Genomic DNA, 20,147 nt, shown 5'->3' on the forward strand with positions numbered 1-20,147 from the left:
ACAGGACGCTGGCCTGGACAGGGCCAGCGCAGGCAACACAATGCCCCCAGTCTAGGCGCCTATGCCCAGACGAATAACCCCATGTCACGCATAGTTGCTATGGCAAACGCGCATGCCCACCCTGCACGCCGAACTGCGACTGGCGCCACAACTCGAATACCCGGTTGCGTAACCAGCGGTGCTCGGCCGAGGCCTGCATACGCTGGTGCCACACCACCCAGTAACGCTGGCTATGGTCGATAAAGCCCAGCGGCCGCCAAGCCAGGCCATGCAAGCGGCTCAGTTGCTTGGCGATGTGCTCGGGGACGGTGGCCACGGCCTGGCTGCCGGCAACCACCTTGACCGTGGCACAGAAGAACGGCACCTCCAGGCTGACCCGCCGCTGCAGGCCCTGGGCGCGCAGGTGGCGGTCGATGAAGCTGTCCTTGTCGCCGCCACCGGAAATCCGCACGTGCTTGTGCGCCAGGTAGTCCGCCTGGCTGAGGGTGGCTTGCGCCGTCAGCGGATGATCGCGGCGCATCAGGCACACCGCGCGGTCCTCACCCAGCAGGCGCCCGTGCAGGTTGGGTGGCGACTCGTCGAACAGCGTGGTCGCCAGGTCGATCTCGCCGCTGGCCAGCAAGGCGTACTGGCCGGCCTGCCAGGTGCGGTATTCCAGGGAAACCCCCGGTGCTTCCTGTTCCAGCGCAGCCACCAGCAACGGCAGCATGTGTTCGGCCACGTAGTCCGAGGCAGCCAGGCAGAAGCGCCGCTCGCAGCGGGCCGGGTCGAAGACTGCAGGCTGACGCAGGGCCTGCAGCTCTTCAAGCACTTGCCGCAGGGGCTCGACCAAGGTTTCGGCGTGTTCGCTGAGCACATAGCCACGGCCTTGGCGGACCAGCAAGGGGTCGCCGAACGCTTCGCGCAGCAGGGCCAGCTGGCGGCTCAGGGCCGGCTGGCTGACGCCGAGACGCTCGGCAGCATGGCTGAGGTTCTTCAACTGCAGCAGGTGGTCGAGGGTGCGCAGGTGGGCGAGGCTGAGGGAGGCGAAGGTGGGGTTCATCGGGTTCGGCTCCGGACCGCTGCGAGGGCTTCACCCTCGTTTCGCGACACAAGGCCGCGCCTACAGAAGCGGCCTTGCGACGCGATGGGCCGCAAAGCGGCCCCAATTGCACAGATCAGTCGGTCAGACCAACATAAACATTCTGCACATCATCGTTCTCGTCGATCGCTTCGAGGAACGCTTCAACCTCAGCCAGCGCTTCGGCGCTCAGGCTGGCCGCGCTCACCGGGTTCTTCGGGGTATAGCCGATTTTCGCCGAGGTCACGGTGAAGCCATGCTCGGGCAGGGCCTTCTGCACCGCGTCCAGGTCGGTAGTGTCGGTAATGAACAGGGTCGAGCCCTCTTCTTCACCTTCTTCGAAGTCCTGGGCGCCGGCTTCGATCGCGGCCATTTCCGGGTCGGCATCGCCTTCGGGGGTGGCTTCGATCAGGCCGACATGGTTGAAGTCCCAGGTCACCGAACCGCTGGCGCCCAGCTGGCCCTTGCGGAACAGCACGCGGATCTGCGCAACGGTGCGGTTGACGTTATCGGTGAGGCACTCGACGATCAGCGGCACCTGGTGCGGGGCAAACCCTTCGTAGCTAACGGCATGGTACTGCACGGCCTCGCCGTCCAGGCCAGCGCCTTTCTTGATGGCGCGTTCCAGGGTTTCACGGGTCATCGAGGCTTTCTTGGCCTGGACGATGGCCAGACGCAGGCGCGGGTTCATGTCCGGGTCGGCGCCAGATTTGGCCGCAATCTGAATTTCCTTGGCCAGCTTGCCCATGATCTTGCCCTTGGCATTGGCAGCTGTTTCTCTATGCTTGGCTTTCCACTGTGCGCCCATGTCGACTCTCTTTGTTTCAGCGGCCGGTTCAGGAAGCGACCGGCCAAAAGTGGGTGCAGTTTATACGCCCTCGCGCATGGGTTCGACAAGAAATCTCATCAGCCTCGGTCCGCTTGCCTGCCGCCCTGGCAGCCGCCTGGCACTGAACTGCCCCTAGCGGGTAGCGATCACGAACAGCCTCGGGAACGGCAACAGCACCTTGCCATCGGTGGCCGGCGGATAGTCGCGCTGCATGGCCTGCAGGTACATCTGCAGGAAATCACCCTGCGCGCGCTCATCGAGCCTGGCCAGGTAAGGGCGCAAAGCCGAACCTTTGAACCACTCCACCACCGCCTCGGCGCCGCCCACCAGCGGGTGGTGATAGGTGGTGCGCCACACATCGACCCGCGCGCACAGCGGGCTGAGCAGGTCGTAGTAAAAGGCCGCCCCGTGCCGGGGTGGCAGTTGCAGGTCGGCGAACTTCTCGGCCCACGGGCCCTGGCTGGCAATCTCGCGCAATTGCCGGTGGGCCGGTTCATCGAGGTTGTCCGGGGTCTGCACCGCCAGGCTGGCGCCTTCGCTCAACTGGCGCACCAGGTGCGGGTACAGCTTGGCATGCTCGGGCACCCACTGCAGCGAGGCATTGGCAAGGATCAGGTCCTGCGGCTCCGGGGCCGACCAGCCGCTGATGTCGGCAACCACCGTGCGCACCCGGGGGATGCACAAGCGTTTGCGCTCCCGGGCCTTGGCAATCATGTCCGGGTCGCTGTCCAGCGCCATTACCTGGGCATCGGGGTAACGTTGCAGCAGTACCTCGGTGGAATTGCCAGGGCCGCAACCCAGGTCGGTGGCGTGGCGTACCGGCCGTGACGGCACCGCGGCCAGCAGGTCGCGCACGGCGCGGGTACGTTCGTCTTCGAACAGCGAATACTGGGTGGCGGACCAGGCCATGTGCAGCTCCTCCAGGCGGGTGATAGGTGGAGCATACGCCATGTGGCGGCCGGCGCGTTCGTTGCGGCACACGCAATGAACTGTCTGGCTGGGTGCAGGGTCATCAGCTGTATGCGCACCCACCTGAAAACCTATATCGCCATTGCCATCCTGGCCCTGATCGCGGCCGCCGCCCTGCTCGGCTCACCGTGGATGAAACAGGGCTTTCACATGCCCGCCGAAAAAACCCAGGCCCAACAACGCGAAACGGCCGGGTCCCCACGGGAGCCGGCCGTTTCCAAGCGCGAGTGACGCTTAGTGCTGCTTGCTGCCAGAGCGGATCTGGTGCACCACACCCATGGCCACCACGATGGCCGCGGCCACGCCGGTGGAGATCACCAGGATCTGGTAGTCAGGCATGAAGGCCATGGTGACCAGTGCCGCCACGATGAAGGCGATGACCAGGTAGGTCAGCCAAGGGAACAGCCACATCTTCAGGCGCACTTCCTTGCCCTCGGCGATCAGCTTGCGGCGCATGCGCAGCTGCGAGAAAGCGATCACCAGGTACACCAGCAGGGCAATCATGCCAGTGGTGTTCATCAGGGTTTCCAGCACGTCTTTGGGGCGCAGGGTCTCGCTGAAGTTGATCAGCGCGCAGACCACGGCCACCGCGCACGAACCCATGATCGCGTACACCGGTACACCGGTGCCGGCGCGGGTGATCTTGAAGAACGACGGTGCATCGCCCCGCTGGGCCAGCGAGAACAGCATGCGCGAAGCGGTGTAGTGGCCCGAGATCAGGCAACTGCTGACCGAGGTCAGTACCACGAAGTTCATCAGCAGCTCGGCGTACGGCACGCCCAGCAGCTCCAGGGTACGGCGGTAGGCGCCATAGCCGGAAACCCCCAGGTGCGGGTCGTTCCACGGTACCAGGCAGACGATCAGGAAGATCGAACCGACGTAGAACAGGCACACCCGCCACACCACCGAGTTGGTCGCCTTGACGATCTGTGCGGCCGGGTCTTTGGCTTCGGAAGCGGCAATGGTGACGATTTCTGCGCCGAGGAAGGCGAACATCACCCCCAGCAAGGCGCCAATGACCGTGGTAATGCCGTTGGGCATGAACCCTTCGGCGGTGAGGTGGCTGATGCCGCGCACTTCACCGAATTGCCAGACGTTGGTTACCGCAGCGGTACACACGATCAGGAAGCAGACGATCGCGATCACCTTGATCAGGGCGAACCAGAACTCGAACTCACCGTAGTGCTTGACGTTGAAGAAGTTGACGGTGATCAGCAACAGGGTCGTGGCCAGCACGAACACGTTGACGCTCACATCCGGGAAGAACCCATGCAGGATCTTGCCGGCTACGTAAGCTTCCCAGGCCATCAGAATGACCCAGTACCACCAGTACAGCCAGCCAATGGTGAAGCCGGCCCAGCGGCCGATGGCGCGGTCTGCGTAAGTGGAGAACGAGCCGGTATCAGGCGAGGAAGTCGCCATTTCACCCAGCATGCGCATGATCAGCACCACCAGGATGCCGCCTGCCAGATAGGCCAGGACAGCGGCTGGGCCGGCGCTGTGGATCACGCTGCCGGAACCGACGAACAAGGCGCCGCCAATAACCCCGGCGATCGACATCATCGTCAGGTGGCGCGACTTCAGCGAGGCACTGAGCTTGCTCTCGTGCCCGCTTTTCGCGGTGGTGGTAGTGGATGTTGCGTCCATCAGTTGTGTACCCCGTGCTTCTTTTTATCCAAGGAAAACCGTGAAACCCCGATGGCTGGCGGTTTCACCTGTACATCAGTGCTAATGCGGGCAGGATGGTGTGCGCGAACACACGCAGGCCTTCCATGGCGGCCTGCTGACGCGCCCCAGGGCTGGCGCCTGGCGCGAACTGAACATGCTATTGGTGGCGATATCTGACACCTAATGTAAAAATGTCCGACGCAGAGAGCCATGCACAGTGGCATCAAACTCGCACTGCACTGTACAGGTCGCCTATGCAGTACACGCTGCAATTGCCTGGCGATACGCACCCTGAAGGTCCCGAATGCTCGAACTACATCCAGACTCCTCGACCCCGTTGGTGAACCAGATCATCGACGCGCTGCGCGAGCTGATCGATAACCAGACCCTCAAGCCTGGCGCCAAGGTGCCCTCGATTCGCGCCTTTGCCGCGAGCTACTCGGTGAGTACCTTCACCGTGGTCGAGGCATACGATCGCCTGGTGGCCCAGGGCTTGCTGGTAAGCCGGGGCAATGCAGGGTTTTTCGTCAACCGCGCGGCAGCCGAGCTGCTGGAGCAGCACAACGCCGAGGCCGACACCAGTCGACCAACGTTCAACTCCGAGTGGTACCTGCAACAGATCTTCGAGATCCGTCAGTTGCCCTACAAACCCGGATGTGGCTGGCTGCCCAACGACTGGATGTACGAAGAGGGCCTGCGCCGTGGCCTGCGCCAGGTGGCCGGCAGCCCGCTGGAACTGTCGGGGTACGGCGACCCCATGGGCCTGCCGGAGCTGCGTGCACTGACCGCGCAGAACCTGCAGCAGGAATTGTCGATAGTGGCCAACCCGGCGCAGCTGATGCTGACCCACGGCGCCAGCCAGGCGCTGGACCTGGCCGCACGCACGCTGGTCCGGCCGGGGGACGTGGTGCTGGTGGACGACCCGGGCTACCCGAACCTGATGAGCATCTTGCGTACCCAGGGCGCGACGCTTGTCGGCGTCCCGCGTACCCCGGCGGGCTACGACCTGAACCAGTTGGAGCAGTTGCTCGCCCATCACCGCCCGACGGCGTTCTTCACCCAGCCGCATTTGCACAGCCCGACCTGCTCGCGCACCCCGCTGCCGCAGCTGCACCGGCTGTTGCAGCTGGCCAGCCAGCACGGCTTCCGCCTGGTCGAGAACAACCTGTACGCCGACATGGTCGCCGAGCCGCAGCCCTGCCTGGCCAGCCTCGACCACCTGCAGCAGGTGGTGTACGTAGGCAGCTACTCGAAGAGCATTTCGCCCAATGTGCGCGTCGGTTACATGCTGGCCAACCCCGAGCTGATGCAGAAGCTGCTGCAGCTGAAAATGCGTTCGGGCCTGACCACATCGCAGGTGATGGAACGTGTGGTCTATGCCGCGGTCATCGACGGCCGCTGGCGCAAGCACCTCAAGCGTCTGCGCCAGCGCCTGGCCGAGGCGCATCAGGAAGTTGGTCGGCATCTGCATCGATTGGGCTTTGAACTGTTCATCGAATCCGACGAAGGCATGTACATCTGGACCCGCCATCCGGCGCTCCCGGACAGCGCGGCATTGCTGGACGACGCGCTGGAGAAAGGCATCATGCTCGGGCCTGGGCAGTTGTTCATGGTCGATGCCAAAGCCACCGGCTGGATGCGCTTCAACGTGGCGTTCAGCACCGACCCGGCGATGTGGGAGTTGCTGGAGAAAGTGTTGGTCAAGCATGTGCGTCGGGCTGGGCTGTAAGCGATACCGGTCGTGTGAACTTGAGGTGTGCTCAGTACGTGTGGGGGCGTGTTCACCCGCGAAAGGGCCGGGCCTGCGGGCCGTTTTCGGCCAGGCATTGTGCGTTGCCGGTACCACCGTATTCGCGGGTGAACCCGCTCCTACATCAATCGATGATGCCGGCCCGGCCCCGCAGGACCGCAGGCCACCCCCGCCCCGTCGTAGGAGCGGGTTCACCCGCGAAAGGGCCGGGCCTGCGGGCCGTTTTCGGCCAGGCATTGTGCGTTGCCGGTACCACCGTATTCGCGGGTGAACCCGCTCCTACATCGATCGATGATGCCGGCCCGGCCCCGCAGGACTGCAGGCCACCCTCGCCCCGTCGTAGGAGCGGGTTCACCCGCGAAAGGGCCGGGCCTGCGGGCCGTTTTCGGCCAGGCATTATGCGTTGCCGGCACCACCGTATTCGCGGGTGAACCCGCTCCTACATCAATCGATGATGCCGGCCCGGCCCCGCAGGACTGCAGGCCACCCTCGCCCCGTCGTAGGAGCGGGTTCACCCGCGAAAGGGCCGGGCCTGCGGGCCGTTTTCTGCCAGGCATTGTGCGTGGCCGGTACCACCGTATTCGCGGGTGAACCCGCTCCTACATCAATCGATGATGCCGGCCCGGCCCCGCAGGACTACCGGCCCCCCCCCCGTTGTAATCGATGGACTCGCCCCCGCCGAGGCATCACAGTGCCACGGTGGCGTTCGAAGAAGCCAACGCAAGCGAGGGCGAGACCATCGATCAATGATGCCGGCCCGGCCCCGCAGGACCGCAGGCCACCCCCGCCCGTCGTAGGAGCGGGTTCACCCGCGAAAGGGCCGGGCCTGCTGGCCAGTTTCTGCCAGGTATTGTGCATTGCCGGCACCACCGTATTCGCGGGTGAACCCGCTCCTACATCAATCGATGATGCCGGCCCGGCCCCGCAGGACTGCAGGCCACCCCGCCCGCTGTAGGAGCGGGTTCACCCGCGAAAGGGCCGGGCCTGCTGGCCGAGTTCTGCCTGACATAGCGCTTTGCCGGTATACCCTGTTCGCCGGTAAACCCGCGAAACAGACAGCCTGGTAGCACTTACCGCCAATCCGCTTTGTCAGCAAAAAACGCCCGAGCATTCGCCTCCAGGCTCTGCAGATGGTACCCGCCCTCCTGCACGATCAGGCATGGCAAGCGCAACGCGCGGATACGCTCACCCAACACGGCAAAGCCCTCGGTCGTAACCGCCACCTTGCTTTGGGGGTCCAGCTCGTAAATGTCGAAGCCCAGCGACAACACCAACACTTGCGCACCAAAATCCTTCACCGCAGCCAGTGCGGTGTCCAGCCGGCTCAGGAAGTCCGCTTCGCTGGCGCCGTGGGGCATCGGCAGGTTCAGGTTGTACCCCTCCCCCTCACCACGGCCGCGCTCGTCCTCGAACCCGGCCACGCCTGGGTAGAAGTTGGTCGGGTCGCCGTGCACCGACACATACAGCACATCGCGCCGGTCGTAGAAGATTTCCTGGATGCCTTGCCCGTGGTGCATGTCGGTGTCGAGCACCGCCACCCGGCTGTAGCGGCCGCGCAAGGCCTGGGCAGCGACGGCAGCATTGTTGATGTAACAGAAGCCACCCGCCGCATCGAACCGCGCATGGTGCCCCGGTGGCCGGCACAGCGCGTAGGCCGCGGGCTCACCCTCGGCAATGGCCTTGGCGCCAGCTACCGCGCTCTGCGCGGACCAGTAGGCCGAATGCCAGGTACGCTCGCCTACCGGGCAGCTGCCATCGGCCAGGTAGCGCGCGGCCTGGGCGAGAATGCCACGCAAGGCGTTGGGCTCACGCACGAAGATATTGGACATGACCTCGTCGCCCCAGTCCTCGGGCACTTCCTTCCAGCGCGCATGGGCTTCTTCGAGGAAGGCCAGGTAGGCCTCGCCATGCACCGCCGCCAGCGGCTGCAGGCCAGCATCCTCTGGCTGGCGGATGTCGAAGCCAAGGTCCTTGGCAGCCTGCAACAGGCGCTGGGCGCGCTCGGGCACTTCCTGGGGGGTGCGCATGGCGCCACGCGAGTAGTAGCTGCGCGGGTGATGCAGCAATTGTTCAGGGTGGAAGTAGCAACGCATCAGGCTTCTCCTGGTTCGACACGGCCGGCGCGGGCCAGCACGGCATTGAGCAATACATCGGCACCCTGGCGGGCATCGTCGGGCAGCACATCCTCGGCTTCGTTGTGGCTGAGGCCGCCGATGCAGGGAATGAACACCATCGCCGTCGGGCAATAGCGGGCCAACAGGATGGCATCGTGCCCAGCGCCACTGACGATCGACTGCTGCGCATAACCCAGGGCATCCACCGCTTGCTGAACAGCGGCCACACAGTCCAGGTCGAACGGCGTGGCCGGGCTGACCCAGTGCCGCCCGATGCGCACCTGCAAACCGCGCTGGCGGGCGATGGCCTGCAGCGCCAGGGTCAGGTCGCGTTCCATGGCCTCGATGGTTTCATCGCGGTGGTGGCGCAGGTCCACCGTGAATTGCAACACCCCGGGGATGGTGTTGCGTGACGACTTGGCGATGGTCAGCTCGCCGACAGTGGTCAGCGCCTCGGGGGCATAGTCTGCCGCCAGCCGCTCGAGCGCCTGAATCATCTGCGCCGCACCGTACAAAGCGTCCTTGCGCAACGGCATCGGCGTGGTGCCGGCGTGCGCGGCCATGCCTTCGACGGTCACATCCAGCCAACGAATAGCCTGGCCGCCGCTGACCACACCAATGGCCTTGGCGTTATCTTCAAGGATCGGGCCTTGCTCGATATGCGCTTCAAAATAGGCATCCACCGGCCCGCCCAGCGGCCGCTGGCCAGCGTAACCGGTACGCTGCAACGCTTCGGCGACGCTGATGCCTTGCGCATCGCGTATGGCCAAGGCTTGCTCCAGCGCCAGGGTGCCGGTGAACACGGCCGAACCGAACATCGCCGGGGTAAACCGGGCGCCTTCCTCGTTGGTCCACACCGCGAGCTCCAGCGGCTTGCGGGTGCTGATGCCCAACTCGTCGAGGCGGCGCACCACCTCCAGCCCCGCCAGCACGCCGTAGACACCGTCGAAACGGCCGCCCTCCGGCTGGGTATCCAGGTGGCTGCCGATCATCACCGGGGCGGCATCGGGGTCGGTGCCAGGGCGGCGCGCGAACAGGTTGCCGATGGCATCCACGCTCAGCGTCAGGCCCGCTTCGCGGCACCAGTGGCTGAACAGCTCACGGCCAGCCTTGTCTTCGTCGCTGAGGGCCAGGCGGCAGCTGCCACCGCGCGCGGTGGCGCCGATTTCGGCCATGGCCATCAAGCTCGCCCACAGGCGTTCGCCATTGCTTTTCAACATGTGCAGGTACTCCAGAATGAATCGGTTCGCTCAGGCCAGCCCAAGCTGCTGGCTGCGCGCGTACTGGCGCGCCAGGGCAAGCACGCAGACCAGCGAAAGGGTGGCGATCAGCGTGTAGAACACTGCCATCGGCCACCACTGCCCTGTGAAATGGTGGGCCAGCCAGGTGCCGATCAACGGGGTCAGGCCCCCGGCGATGGCGCCACACACCTGGTAGGCCAGGGATATGGCGGTATAGCGCACACGGGTGTCGAACATGCCGCTGACGTAGCCTGCGATGACCGCGTAGAACGAGGCCATGCAGGCAGCGGCCAAGGCGATGCCGAGCACGATCAAAGGGCCTTGGCCCGAGCTGACCAGGGTGAACATGGGGTAAGGCGAGGCCATGGCCAGCACGGCCACCAAGGCCAGGAAGCGAGTGGCGCCGAGCTTTTCCGCCAGCCAGGCAGCCAAGGGCTGTACGCAAAACTGGATGATCGCCACGAAGAACAGGCACTCCAGGATCAGCGAGCGCTCCAGGTGCAGCTGCTGGGTGGTGTAGCTGATCATGAAGGTATTGGTGAAGTAGACCCCGGCAATGCCCAGGGTGTTGGCGCCGATGCACAGCAACAGCGGGCGCCAGGCGCTGCGCAGCACCTCGAAGACCGGGGCCTGCTCCTTGCGCCGGGCCGTTTCTGCCTGCTCGCGGCTGGCGATGAACTCGGGCGACTCGTTCACCCCCAGGCGAATGGCCAGGCCGACCAACAGCAGCAAGGCGCTGGCCAGGAACGGCACGCGCCAACCCCAGCTCATCAGGTCTTCTTCCGGAAGGCGGGTGACCGCGCCAAAAGCCACCAGTGACAGAATCAGGCCCGCCGGGCTGCCGAGTTGGGCGAACGAGGCGAAGAAGTTGCGCCGCCCCTTGGGGGCATGCTCGCCGGCCATCAGCACGGCCCCGCCCCACTCGCCGCCAACCGCAATGCCCTGGACGATGCGCAGCAGCACCAGCAGCACCGGCGCGCTGGCGCCGATTTGCGCATAGGTCGGCAACAGGCCGATGCACACCGTGACGATGCCCATCATCAGCAAGGTGATGACCAGCGATTTCTTGCGGCCGATACGGTCGCCCACATGGCCGAAGACGATTCCGCCCAGCGGCCGGGCGAAAAAGCCCACGGCGAAGGTACCAAACGCTGCCATGGTGCTGAACAGGCTGTCATCGGAGGGGAAGAACAAGGCACCGAACACCAGGGCCGCGGCGGTGGCATAGATGTAAAAGTCGTACCATTCGATCATGGTACCGATGAAAGCGGCGGCAGCGGCACGGCGTGGCTGGGCGCAAGTGACGGGCTTCATGGGGGCTCCTTTGCTTGTTGTTCTGGCAGGAGTGACGGGAATTCACGGTCGCGCTCTGGCGGCGCTTGGCTTGTGGGCCTCGATGCCTGTGATTTATCGGGCCAGGGCTATGATTAGTCAATTTTCTATTTATTATTCCAACTATTAACCCTGCTTAACATAGAGCCTTGCCATGTCTGACCGCCTGCTCAACGACCGCCTCGACTGGAACCTGCTGCGTACCTTCCGCGTCATTGGCCAGGAACTGTCCATCAGCCGCGCCGCTGCCCGCCTGCATCTCACCCAGCCGGCAGTCAGCCAGGCCTTGAAGCGCCTGGAAGAACAGCTTGGCCGCCAACTCATCGCCCGCCGTGGGCCGCGTTTCGTGCTGACCGAAATGGGCGAACAGCTGTTCCAGCTGGCCGGCGAGGTGTACGGGCAGATGTCGCAGATCGGCAGCCTGCTGGCGCAGCCCACCGACGAACTGGTGGGCAAGGTGCGCTTGCTGATGATCAGCCGCATCGTCAGCGACCGCTTCGACGACTTCCTGGCCGACTTCCATCGCCAACACCCACGGGTGGACCTGGAAATCGACGTGATGCGCAGCTCCGACATCGTCGCAGCCTTGCAAGAGAAAACTGCCAGCGCAGGCTTGAGCTTGAACCGGCGCGCCCAGCCCAGGCTGGAGCAACGGCTGTTCCTGCGCCAGCGTTACGCGTTCTTCTGTGGCAAGCACCATGCACTGTTCGGCCAGGCAGAGGGCGACTTGCAGCGGGAGAACTTCGTCAGCTTCACCAGCGACCAGATTGGCGGCATGTTGTCGCCACTGACCATTTTCCGCGACCAGCAGGGCTTTGCCGGGCGCATCGTGGCCTCGTCACCCAGCCTTGAGGAAGTGCGCCGCCTGGTGATTGCCGGGTTCGGCATCGGCTGCCTGCCCGAGCACGTGGTAGCGCCGGATGTTGCAGCTGGGCTGCTGTGGAAGCTGCACCCGCTGGAGGGCATTGCCGATGTGGACATTCACCTGTTGTGGAACCGGGACCAGCGCTTCAGCCGGGCCGAACAGGTGTTCATCGAGGGGCTGCAACAGCGCCTTGACTGACCTGCAGCGCCATCACCGGCGCTGCTAAGCGCGCGCAACGCGCCGGTGGCCTTGGCCGCCTTGTAGTGCAACTTGGATCCGATCAGGGGAAAGGGTATGCTGATACATAGCTAAATGCCATCACCCAGGTCGGCGCGATGCCTGCCTTCAAGGACGAACCCTTTGCCCAGCCACCCTACCCGCCATACCATTGCCCGCCAGTGGCAATTGCTCAAGCTGCTGCCAGGGCGCCACCCGGGCGTGAGCTCCACCCACTTGCAACGTGCCCTGAGCGGCGTGGGCCACACCACCAGCAAGCGTACCGTAGAGCGCGACCTGGTCGAACTGGCCGCCCTGTTCCCGCTGCAATGCAACAGCAAGGGCATGCCCTATGGCTGGTACTGGCAACCGGGCCTGAGCCTGGAGCAAGCGCACCAGTTGCAACCCGACGCGCTATGCCCGGCGGCCCAGGTGGAACTGCGCGCCTGGGTCGATGACGCCCTTGCCCGACGCCTGGAGCAGGCGCCGCTGTCGGCCGACATGCAACTGACCGCGCAAGCCGACGGTGGCGCTGTGCTGGTGGCCACGGTAGACGACAACCGGGCGCTGATGAGCTGGCTGCTGTCCCAGGCCGGCGCTATCCGCGTGCAGGCCCCCAAGGCGCTGCGCCTGGCCCTGCTGGCGCAATTGCGTCAGAGCCTGGCCCTGCACGAAGCGGGTGGTTGAAACCGTTGGCGGGCGCTACTGGCGCAGCCGCTCCAGCGCCTGCAGCACGAACGCGGTAGCGCGCTCCACCTGCCCTTCCCGGCAGGCGATACCCAACTGCCGCCACAGCCCGGGCCGCAGCGGCCGGTGGGCAATGCGCTGATCAAGCTCGGCGGCCTCCCCCTCTTGCGGCAGCAACGTCGCGCCATACCCGGCACCGACCAGCTTCTTGATGGCATCGTTGTAGTTCAGCTCGATACGCGGCTCCGGGTGCAACCCCGCCGCCGCAAACCACTCGTTTGTCACCCGCGACAGCTGGGTAGTGCTGTCATTCAGGATCAGCGCCCGTTGCGCCAGCCACGCCGGCGCGATCTTGGCCGGGGGCTGCCAGTCGGCCGGGACGTAGGCCAGGATCGGGTCGCGCCGCCAGGGTGTTACGGCCAGCCCCTTGACCGCCACCTGCGGCAACGCCACCAGCGCGACATCCAGCGTACCCTCGCGCAAACGCGCCAGCGAGGCTTGCGAAGTGAGCACCTGCACTTGCACATCGATCCCCGGATGCTCCACCCGCAAGCCGGCCAACGCCTGTGGCAGCAAGTGGGCGATGGCCCCGGTCGAGGCCCCCAGGCGTACCCGGCCGCTCAGGCCCTGCACCTGGCGGCGAACTTCGTCCAGCGCCTGGTCCGCGTCGGCCAGCAAGCGACGGGCGCGGGCCAGCAGCGTTTCACCGATGGCCGTGGGCCGTACCTGGCCGCGGGTACGGTTGAGCAACGGGGCGCCGACGCGCGCCTCCAGCTCGGCCACGTGCAGGCTGATGGTGGGCGGCGCCAGGTTGAGCTGGCGAGCCGCCTCGGCAAATGAACCCAGGTCGCTGATGACCACCAGCGTACGCAGGCGGTCGAGGCTGATTTCGCGCATGGTCGCTGCGGCTTCCTCACAAAACAAAGACTGACGGCTGAGTGCCAAGGCAGCTTTCAGGGGCAGGTTCACCGCCAAAAGGCCAGCACATCGTTCAGAAAATCTGAATGCGGTGGTCATGATATTCAAATTTTCTTTATCAACGCCACCCGCGAACATAGGCCATCCCCTCCCCAACCCGGACCCCGACCATGCATACCCCTGTTGTCTTCATCGACGGCGACCAAGGCACCACCGGCCTGCAGATCCACGCTCGCCTGCAAGGCCGCAGCGACTTGCGCCTGCTGACCCTGCCCGAAGCCGAACGCAAAGACCCTCGACGGCGTGGCGAGGCGATCAACAGCGCCGACATCGCCCTGCTGTGCCTGCCCGATGCCGCCGCGCGCGAAGCGGTGGCCGCCATCCACAACCCGCAGGTGCGGGTAATCGACGCCAGCTCGGCACACCGCACCAGCCCAGGCTGGGTGTATGGCCTGCCCGAACTGGACCCGCACCAAGCCGAACGCATTGCCCAAAGCAAGCGCGTCAGCAACCCCGGCTGCTACCCCACGGGCGCCATCGCGTTGCTGCGCCCGCTGGTCAAGGCCGGCCTGCTGCCTGCCGATTACCCGCTGAACATCCACGCCATTTCCGGCTACTCCGGCGGCGGCCGCGCGGCGGTAGAACGGCATGAACAGCCCGCTGCCGACAAAGCCCCGGCCTTGCAACTGTACGGCCTGGACCTGGCGCACAAGCATGTGCCCGAGATCCAGCAGCACGCCGGGCTCTCGGCACGGCCCCTGTTCATGCCTGGCTACGGCGCCTACCGCCAGGGCATCGTGCTGAGCATCCCGCTGCAACTGCGCCTGCTGCCCGGACAGGTCAGCGCCGAACAGCTGCAAGCCTGCCTGGAACAGCATTACCAGGGAGCCCGCCATGTTCAGGTAATGCCTCTGCACCAACAAGGTGGCGCGGCCAACCTCGACCCTGAAGCCCTGAACGACAGCAACGACCTGCGCCTGGCGCTGTACGCCAACCCTGAACACGGCCAGGTACTGCTCACCGCCATCTTCGACAACCTGGGCAAAGGCGCGTCGGGTGCGGCGGTGCAAAACCTGGACTTGATGCTCGGCGCACTACAGGCGCGCGGCTGATGGGTCAAAACCGGTTAGACTGTACAGCCCGCGCCCTCCCGGTGCGGGCTGTACAGTCCAACCCCCGGAGCCTGCCCCCCGATGTTCATCCTGAGCCGCCTTGACAGCGTGCCGCCCGAGTCTTTCCAGAACCAGATCCGCGAGCTGGTGATTCACAACGTCGGTGAATTGAGCAGTGTCGCGATCAGTGCAGACAACCCGCTGTACCCGCTGTACCAGTACGGCGTCGGCATGGAGGTGCATCAGTACCTGCAAGCCCTGGACGGTAACCGCGGCCTGGCCGTGGCACTGACCCTGGCACTGGATGCCGAAGCGCCTGACCAGTTGTTGGGCTTTGCTTTGTCGCTACCCGCCGAGGACGATGAGCAGGCCTGTGCGCTGGCATTCATGGCCGTACGCGCCAGCCATCGCCGCCAGGGCATCGCCCGGGCGCTGTTGGGCGACCTGCAGGCGCGCCATGCCTGCGTCGAGCTGAACGCCTTCGCCAACCAGGTACCGTGGTTCGAAGCCATGGGTATGCAGGTGGTGGCCGCCAATGGTCCGCAGGTGCTGATGAGCAGCACCGGCCAGGCCAGCGGGGCACTGATCGGCCGCCTGGACATCGCCCCCATCTACCAGACCGCCGAGGTGCTGCAGATTCATACCTACCTGCTCAACCAGCAAGGCGAGGATGCGATGATCGAAGCGGAGCAGATGCGCGACGAGCGGCTGGACGCGCTGACCGCACAGGCGCAGGAGTGTGTGCGCCAGCGCCAGCACGTGCACTGATCGCACCGTCAAGCACAACGCTCAGGGCCGCACCGCTCAAGCTCGGCGCGGCCCGGCGGCTCAGCCATGCACCCAGCGCCGGTGCAGCCCGCGCGCCAGGGCATCGAGCAGAAAGCCCAGCACACCGATCAACAGCACCATGGCCATCAGCTCGGAGTACGCCAGGCGGTCGCGGGTATCGAGAATGAAATAGCCCAGCCCTGCACTGACCCCCAGCATCTCGCAGGGCACCAGCACGATCCACAGGATCCCGATGGCCAGGCGCACGCCCGTCAGCACATGGCCAATCACCCCCGGCACGATCACCTTGCACAAGGTTTCCCAGCGCGTGGCACTCAGGCTGCGGCTCAACTGCAGCCAGCGCGGGTCCAGTTGCCGCACCCCAGCGGCGGTGTTGAGCAGGATCGGCCACAACGCGGCGAACGCCAGCAAAAAGTAGATCGGCTGGTCACCCACGCCCATCAGCATCACCACCACCGGCATCCACGACAACGGCGAGATCATGCGCAGGAACTGGAATGCCGGCGTGGTCGCCGCCTCCAGGCGCCGGTAGCTGCCTACCAGCAACCCCAACGGCACACCAATCAGCAACGCCAGCAACAAACCGACCAGGATGCGCTTGAGGCTGACCCAGATATGCCCGTAGACCTCGCCCTGCCCCAGCAGCTCGACCAGGCTGGCCAACGTGGCCTGCGGTGCAAACCGGGCCGACAGGCCATCAGCCTGGCCGAACACGGCGACCCCGGCCCACCACAGTGCCAGCAAGCCCAGCAACCCGACCAGGCCCAGCCCGGCATGTACCACATGCGTACGCATCAGACGGCGAACTCCTCGCTGCGCTCGTAGTTGTCGGCTATGCCGAACACCGAGGGCCCGCCCACGGCGGCAATGGCGTTACGCACGAAACGGTCATCCACCAGGTCGCGGGCAGTCTGCGCCGGGTCCAGGCCGGCGAGGAACGCGTGGTCACCTTCGATCAGGGTGCGCTGCAAGCGCTTGACCAGTGCTTCGGTGTAGCTCGGGAACGGGTAAGGCTGGAAATCGATGCGCTTTTCGTCCCACTGCTGGTGGCGAATAGCGCCGCTGGCGATGTAGCCGGCACGGTCCTCGGCCGCCGGGGCAAGGACCTTTGCCAGCACCGCCGGGTCATGGGGCGTGTACTTGTTGGCGCCAGCACGCGACAGCAAGGCTGCTGCTTCGGCGCGGTGGTCGCGGGTCCAGTGCTGGGCCTTGACGATGGCATTGACCACCTTCTGCGACCACTCGGGGCGGTTGTCGAGGTCGTGTTCGTGCATGAACACCACGCAGCAGGCATGGTTGCGCCAGACATCGCCCGTGAAGCGCTGCACGCGGCCAACCTTGAGGTTCTCGGCCAGGGCGTTGAACGGCTCGGCGACGATGTAACCGGCTATGCGCTTGCTGGCCAGGGCCGGTGGCATGTCGGAGGGCGGCAACACCAGCAGGTTCACTTCATTGTCTGCCAATGCCGCACTGGCCGGCTTCGACACCGGTGTCAGGCCGTTGTCGTTGAGCATCTGCTGCAGCACGACATTATGGATCGAGTACCAGAAGGGTATGGCCACGGTCTTGCCACCCAGTTGCTTCATGTCGCTGATGTCGGGGGCGACGGTTAGGCCCGAACCGCCCACGTGGTTCCACGCCACCACCTTGGCCGGCACCTTGCTGGCATAGCGCGCCCACACGGTCATCGGCGACAGCAGGTGAATCACGTTCACCTGGCCAGAGATGAACGCCTCGATCACCTGTGCCCAACTGCGCAGCAATACCGGGCGTTCGGCCTTGATACCCTCGGCTTCGAACAGGCCGTTGTTGTGCGCCACCAGCAAGGGCGTGGCGTCGGTGATCGGCAGGTAGCCGATACGTACCGGCGCGTCCGGTTCGGCAGCGGCGCGGGCCTGCAGGCTCGACAGCAACGGCAGTGCACCGGCGGCGGTGAGCATGGCGCCCAGCTTGAGAAAATCACGTCGTGAAGACGAGGAACAGCAGTCATCCATGCACATGGACAGCCTCCGAGGCCTGTGGGGTTGGGGTGGGTTCGACCGTGCGGCTTGCTCGCCGGAGCGTCTTGAGGATTTCGATGCGCAAGGCGCCCAGTTCTTCTACCCGCTGCGTGCGCGGCTGCGGCAGGCCGATCTGCCACTGGCCGAGGATGTGCGCTGGATGGTCGCCCAGCAGCAGCACACGGTCGGACAGCAACAGGGCTTCGTCGATATCGTGGGTGATCAGTACCGCCGCCGTGTTGTGGGTGGCGATCAATTGCAGCAGCAATTGCTGCATGTCGGCACGGGTGACTTCATCCAGCGCGCCGAACGGTTCGTCGAGCAACAGCACTTCGGGCTGCCGTGCCAGGCAACGGGCCAGCGCGGTCCGCTGGGCCATGCCGCCAGACAGCTGCGCCGGGTAATGGCTGCGGGCGTGGCCCAGGCCCACGGCGGCGATAGCGTGGTCGATACGTGCACGGCGTTCGGCAGCCGCCAGCTTGGGCTGGCGGGCGAAGTCCAAGCCGAAGGCGACGTTTTTCTCCAGGCTCAGCCAAGGCAGCAGGCTGGGGTCCTGGAAGGCTACCGCCAGGCGCGGGTGTGGGCCCTGCAGCGGCTGGCCATGCAGCCGCACGCTGCCACCACTCGGCTGCTGCAGGCCGGCCAATACCCGCAACAGGCTGGACTTGCCAACGCCGCTGGGGCCCAGAATGCTCACCACCTCGCCGCGCCCCAACTGCAGGTCGAACTGCGCCAGCACTTGCTGCCAGCCGCCCTCGCCCGGGTAGCCCAGGCTGATGTCACGGGCTTCGAGCAACATTGCACTCATGCGGCGCCTGCCTGGCGGTGCAGCTCGGCCCGCAGCTGCACCAGGCTGGGCGTGACGATCGGCACGAACGCCGATTCGCGCCAGCGGCGGGCAAAGCCTTCGCCATACTCGCTGAGGTAGGCTTTGCCACCACTGGCCTGCAATTCCAGTTGCACCGCGTCGGCGGCACTTTCGGCCAGGGTGATACGCAGCTTGAACAAAGCTGCCGGTTGTTGCAGGAAGCGGCCGTCGAGCAAACCTTGCTTGAGTTCGCTGACGGTATTCTCCAGGCGCTCGCTGAGCACCTGGCGGGCTTCGTCCAGGAATGAGGCACGCCCCTGCAGGTGGGCCTGCACTTCGTCTAGTGCCCGGCGCGCCAGGCCAATGGCCATGCCGCACTGCAACGCCAGGAAGGCCGGGCGTACCTGCGGCAGGAACGCGCGGGCATTTTCGTGCAGCAACCAGTCACGTGCCAGCGGCACCTGGTGGAAGGCCAAGGCAGCGGTGTTGCTCGACTGCAAGCCCATCAGTTGCAAATCGTCGGAACGTTGCAGGCCCTGGGCATCCGAAGGAATGGCCAGTACGAACGGAGCACCGCCCGCGTCGTCCTCGATGGCCGCCGCTACCACGAACCCACTCTTGCGCAGGTTGGTCACCCAGTGCAGGCGGCCCTCCAGGTGCCAGCCATCGCCCGCCGGACGGCCGCGCACTTGCAGGGCTTCGATGCCAGAGAGGAACTTCATGGCATTGGACAGGCCGGTGGCACCGGCCAGCTCGCCGGCCAACAGCTGTGGCAGCAAGCGCGCGCGCAGCGGCTGGTTGGGGCTTTGCAACAGGTACTCGATAAAGGCGCGCTGGCCCCAACACACGAAAGCGGCAGCCAGCGAGCGGCTGGCAATGGCAGCGATGGCCTCGACGGCGTCGGTCACCTGCCCACCCGTACCCCCCAGGGCCGGGTCGACGCCCACGCGCAGCAGTTGCGATTCGGCGATTTGCGCCAGCACGTGCTGCGGCTCGCACAGGCCCCGATCTATGGCCTCGGCATTGGCATCCAGCCACTGTCGAAATGCACAATCCTGCATGGTCTTGCTCCTTTGAGAACGCCGGGCCGCCTAACGGCCCCTTTGCGGCACATGGCCACTCCTACAACTACCGCTGTACCGCCGCTAGCAGGGGCAGATCATGCAGTGGGCTGCCAGCGGTACTTGCCAAGCTCGTCATTGAGCGGCGTTTGGGCGAACACATTAGCAAAGTTGCACAGGGTTGCGAGGCTCACGCCAAGAATCACTTCCAGCGCATTGCCTTCGCTGAAGCCGGCATCCCGGAATGCCTGGTAAGTGGCCTGGCTCACATTGCCGCGGGTCGCGATCACTTCGCGGGCGAAGGCGGCCAGGGCTTCGTAACGGGCATTGGGCAGCTCGCCGCGGGCCCGCAGGGCATCGACCACCTCCTGCGGCAGCTTGGCCTTGTTCAACGCCACGGCGGTGTGCCCCGCCACACAGAAATCACAGCCATGTTGGGTGGCGGCAATCAGTTGCACCACTTCGCGGTCGGCCAGGCTCAGGTCGGACTTGCCGTTCAATGCCGAAACGGTCACGTAGGTTTCCAGTGCCGCTGGCGCGTTGGCCAGCACGCCGAGCAGGTTGGGGATGAAGCCCGAATTCTTCTGCGCGTTCTCAAGGAACGGGCGCGCTGCTTCCGGGGCGCTTTCCAGGGTGTGTAAGGTAATGCGCGAGGACATGGAGTGGTCTCCCTGATGGATGTCACTACAGTCTGGTGGTTATAAGAAGTACCCTCCATATTCATCAGT

Annotated in this window: 19 protein-coding genes; 6 read left to right on the forward strand and 13 right to left on the reverse strand. The window is 65.3% G+C overall.

Annotated elements, in window-relative coordinates; translation table 11 throughout:
* Positions 1 to 97 precede the first annotated feature (97 nt).
* The 3 genes from K4A76_RS13475 to tam all read right to left on the reverse strand — a co-directional run bounded on the left by K4A76_RS13475 (position 98) and on the right by tam (position 2,798).
* The gene (locus K4A76_RS13475; protein ID WP_110677257.1) at positions 98 to 1,042 is read right to left on the reverse strand and encodes a LysR family transcriptional regulator; all 945 of its coding nucleotides are present in this window, start codon (positions 1,040 to 1,042) and stop codon (positions 98 to 100) included.
* A 115-nt stretch (positions 1,043 to 1,157) separates the two neighbouring features.
* The gene (locus K4A76_RS13480) at positions 1,158 to 1,868 is read right to left on the reverse strand and encodes a YebC/PmpR family DNA-binding transcriptional regulator (RefSeq protein WP_009685578.1); all 711 of its coding nucleotides are present in this window, start codon (positions 1,866 to 1,868) and stop codon (positions 1,158 to 1,160) included.
* Between the two features lie 153 nt (positions 1,869 to 2,021).
* Positions 2,022 to 2,798, reverse strand: coding sequence for a trans-aconitate 2-methyltransferase (gene tam / locus K4A76_RS13485; protein WP_009685579.1), 777 nt, complete (start codon positions 2,796 to 2,798; stop codon positions 2,022 to 2,024).
* A gap of 111 nt (positions 2,799 to 2,909) precedes the next feature.
* Between tam and K4A76_RS13490 the strand changes: the two genes are divergently transcribed.
* A complete protein-coding gene (locus K4A76_RS13490) occupies positions 2,910 to 3,089 on the forward strand; it encodes a hypothetical protein (protein ID WP_274410464.1) in 180 nt (59 codons plus the stop codon).
* A gap of 3 nt (positions 3,090 to 3,092) precedes the next feature.
* Here the strand turns inward: K4A76_RS13490 and K4A76_RS13495 are convergent, their stop codons facing one another.
* Positions 3,093 to 4,505, reverse strand: a complete 1,413-nt coding sequence (locus tag K4A76_RS13495) for an amino acid permease (protein WP_009685581.1) — start codon at positions 4,503 to 4,505, stop codon at positions 3,093 to 3,095.
* 325 nt (positions 4,506 to 4,830) lie between these two features.
* Here K4A76_RS13495 and K4A76_RS13500 point away from each other — a divergent pair, with 325 nt between their 5' ends.
* Positions 4,831 to 6,255, forward strand: coding sequence for an aminotransferase-like domain-containing protein (locus K4A76_RS13500; protein ID WP_029888035.1), 1,425 nt, complete (start codon positions 4,831 to 4,833; stop codon positions 6,253 to 6,255).
* A 1,091-nt stretch (positions 6,256 to 7,346) separates the two neighbouring features.
* Here the strand turns inward: K4A76_RS13500 and K4A76_RS13505 are convergent.
* From K4A76_RS13505 to K4A76_RS13515, 3 genes are read right to left on the reverse strand one after another with little or no spacing between them, the layout of a single operon-like run.
* Positions 7,347 to 8,369, reverse strand: coding sequence for a histone deacetylase family protein (locus K4A76_RS13505; protein ID WP_047150259.1), 1,023 nt, complete (start codon positions 8,367 to 8,369; stop codon positions 7,347 to 7,349).
* Positions 8,369 to 9,610 (reverse strand): Zn-dependent hydrolase, encoded by a 1,242-nt coding sequence (locus K4A76_RS13510; protein WP_274410465.1) that lies wholly within the window; start codon positions 9,608 to 9,610, stop codon positions 8,369 to 8,371. The genes K4A76_RS13505 and K4A76_RS13510 overlap by 1 nt, the downstream gene beginning before the upstream one ends.
* Positions 9,611 to 9,640: 30 nt before the next feature.
* Positions 9,641 to 10,945 (reverse strand): MFS transporter, encoded by a 1,305-nt coding sequence (locus K4A76_RS13515; protein ID WP_274410466.1) that lies wholly within the window; start codon positions 10,943 to 10,945, stop codon positions 9,641 to 9,643.
* A 172-nt stretch (positions 10,946 to 11,117) separates the two neighbouring features.
* Between K4A76_RS13515 and K4A76_RS13520 the strand changes: the two genes are divergently transcribed.
* Complete coding sequence (locus K4A76_RS13520; RefSeq protein ID WP_054903805.1) at positions 11,118 to 12,026, forward strand: LysR family transcriptional regulator; 909 nt, start codon at positions 11,118 to 11,120, stop codon at positions 12,024 to 12,026.
* A 162-nt stretch (positions 12,027 to 12,188) separates the two neighbouring features.
* Entirely contained in the window at positions 12,189 to 12,731 is a 543-nt protein-coding gene (locus K4A76_RS13525) for a WYL domain-containing protein (protein ID WP_115294237.1), read from the forward strand.
* 15 nt (positions 12,732 to 12,746) lie between these two features.
* Here K4A76_RS13525 and K4A76_RS13530 read toward each other — a convergent pair whose 3' ends face one another.
* The gene (locus K4A76_RS13530; RefSeq protein WP_274410467.1) at positions 12,747 to 13,628 is read right to left on the reverse strand and encodes a LysR family transcriptional regulator; all 882 of its coding nucleotides are present in this window, start codon (positions 13,626 to 13,628) and stop codon (positions 12,747 to 12,749) included.
* A 191-nt stretch (positions 13,629 to 13,819) separates the two neighbouring features.
* Here K4A76_RS13530 and argC point away from each other — a divergent pair, with 191 nt between their 5' ends.
* On the forward strand, positions 13,820 to 14,761 hold the full coding sequence (argC, locus tag K4A76_RS13535) for an N-acetyl-gamma-glutamyl-phosphate reductase (protein ID WP_236186345.1): 942 nt from the start codon (positions 13,820 to 13,822) through the stop codon (positions 14,759 to 14,761).
* A gap of 81 nt (positions 14,762 to 14,842) precedes the next feature.
* Positions 14,843 to 15,529: a GNAT family N-acetyltransferase gene (locus K4A76_RS13540; protein WP_274410468.1), complete on the forward strand. Its 687-nt coding sequence runs from the start codon at positions 14,843 to 14,845 to the stop codon at positions 15,527 to 15,529.
* A 60-nt stretch (positions 15,530 to 15,589) separates the two neighbouring features.
* Here K4A76_RS13540 and K4A76_RS13545 read toward each other — a convergent pair whose 3' ends face one another.
* The 5 genes from K4A76_RS13545 to K4A76_RS13565 all read right to left on the reverse strand — a co-directional run bounded on the left by K4A76_RS13545 (position 15,590) and on the right by K4A76_RS13565 (position 20,078).
* Positions 15,590 to 16,345, reverse strand: a complete 756-nt coding sequence (locus K4A76_RS13545; protein WP_274410469.1) for an ABC transporter permease — start codon at positions 16,343 to 16,345, stop codon at positions 15,590 to 15,592.
* The gene (locus K4A76_RS13550; RefSeq protein ID WP_274410470.1) at positions 16,345 to 17,550 is read right to left on the reverse strand and encodes an ABC transporter substrate-binding protein; all 1,206 of its coding nucleotides are present in this window, start codon (positions 17,548 to 17,550) and stop codon (positions 16,345 to 16,347) included. Before K4A76_RS13550 ends, K4A76_RS13545 begins: the two co-directional genes overlap by 1 nt.
* Positions 17,537 to 18,358, reverse strand: a complete 822-nt coding sequence (locus tag K4A76_RS13555) for an ABC transporter ATP-binding protein (RefSeq protein WP_274410471.1) — start codon at positions 18,356 to 18,358, stop codon at positions 17,537 to 17,539. The genes K4A76_RS13550 and K4A76_RS13555 overlap by 14 nt, the downstream gene beginning before the upstream one ends.
* On the reverse strand, positions 18,355 to 19,419 hold the full coding sequence (locus K4A76_RS13560; RefSeq protein WP_274410472.1) for an acyl-CoA dehydrogenase family protein: 1,065 nt from the start codon (positions 19,417 to 19,419) through the stop codon (positions 18,355 to 18,357). The genes K4A76_RS13555 and K4A76_RS13560 overlap by 4 nt, the downstream gene beginning before the upstream one ends.
* Positions 19,420 to 19,517: 98 nt before the next feature.
* Complete coding sequence (locus tag K4A76_RS13565) at positions 19,518 to 20,078, reverse strand: carboxymuconolactone decarboxylase family protein (RefSeq protein WP_009685599.1); 561 nt, start codon at positions 20,076 to 20,078, stop codon at positions 19,518 to 19,520.
* Positions 20,079 to 20,147 lie beyond the last annotated feature (69 nt).

Origin of the sequence: Pseudomonas sp. NEEL19, assembly GCF_028751975.1 — a bacterium.
Taxonomy (GTDB): domain Bacteria; phylum Pseudomonadota; class Gammaproteobacteria; order Pseudomonadales; family Pseudomonadaceae; genus Aquipseudomonas; species Aquipseudomonas juntendi.

Bases quoted from the DNA above. Each gene is read 5' to 3' on its own strand.
- K4A76_RS13475 (WP_110677257.1), bottom strand. From the start codon at position 1,042: ATGAACCCCACCTTCGCCTCCCTCAGCCTCGCCCACCTGCGCACCCTC.
- K4A76_RS13480 (WP_009685578.1), bottom strand. From the start codon at position 1,868: ATGGGCGCACAGTGGAAAGCCAAGCATAGAGAAACAGCTGCCAATGCC.
- tam (WP_009685579.1), bottom strand. From the start codon at position 2,798: ATGGCCTGGTCCGCCACCCAGTATTCGCTGTTCGAAGACGAACGTACC.
- K4A76_RS13490 (WP_274410464.1), top strand. From the start codon at position 2,910: ATGCGCACCCACCTGAAAACCTATATCGCCATTGCCATCCTGGCCCTG.
- K4A76_RS13495 (WP_009685581.1), bottom strand. From the start codon at position 4,505: ATGGACGCAACATCCACTACCACCACCGCGAAAAGCGGGCACGAGAGC.
- K4A76_RS13500 (WP_029888035.1), top strand. From the start codon at position 4,831: ATGCTCGAACTACATCCAGACTCCTCGACCCCGTTGGTGAACCAGATC.
- K4A76_RS13505 (WP_047150259.1), bottom strand. From the start codon at position 8,369: ATGCGTTGCTACTTCCACCCTGAACAATTGCTGCATCACCCGCGCAGC.
- K4A76_RS13510 (WP_274410465.1), bottom strand. From the start codon at position 9,610: ATGTTGAAAAGCAATGGCGAACGCCTGTGGGCGAGCTTGATGGCCATG.
- K4A76_RS13515 (WP_274410466.1), bottom strand. From the start codon at position 10,945: ATGAAGCCCGTCACTTGCGCCCAGCCACGCCGTGCCGCTGCCGCCGCT.
- K4A76_RS13520 (WP_054903805.1), top strand. From the start codon at position 11,118: ATGTCTGACCGCCTGCTCAACGACCGCCTCGACTGGAACCTGCTGCGT.
- K4A76_RS13530 (WP_274410467.1), bottom strand. From the start codon at position 13,628: ATGCGCGAAATCAGCCTCGACCGCCTGCGTACGCTGGTGGTCATCAGC.
- argC (WP_236186345.1), top strand. From the start codon at position 13,820: ATGCATACCCCTGTTGTCTTCATCGACGGCGACCAAGGCACCACCGGC.
- K4A76_RS13540 (WP_274410468.1), top strand. From the start codon at position 14,843: ATGTTCATCCTGAGCCGCCTTGACAGCGTGCCGCCCGAGTCTTTCCAG.
- K4A76_RS13545 (WP_274410469.1), bottom strand. From the start codon at position 16,345: ATGCGTACGCATGTGGTACATGCCGGGCTGGGCCTGGTCGGGTTGCTG.
- K4A76_RS13550 (WP_274410470.1), bottom strand. From the start codon at position 17,550: ATGTGCATGGATGACTGCTGTTCCTCGTCTTCACGACGTGATTTTCTC.
- K4A76_RS13555 (WP_274410471.1), bottom strand. From the start codon at position 18,358: ATGAGTGCAATGTTGCTCGAAGCCCGTGACATCAGCCTGGGCTACCCG.
- K4A76_RS13560 (WP_274410472.1), bottom strand. From the start codon at position 19,419: ATGCAGGATTGTGCATTTCGACAGTGGCTGGATGCCAATGCCGAGGCC.
- K4A76_RS13565 (WP_009685599.1), bottom strand. From the start codon at position 20,078: ATGTCCTCGCGCATTACCTTACACACCCTGGAAAGCGCCCCGGAAGCA.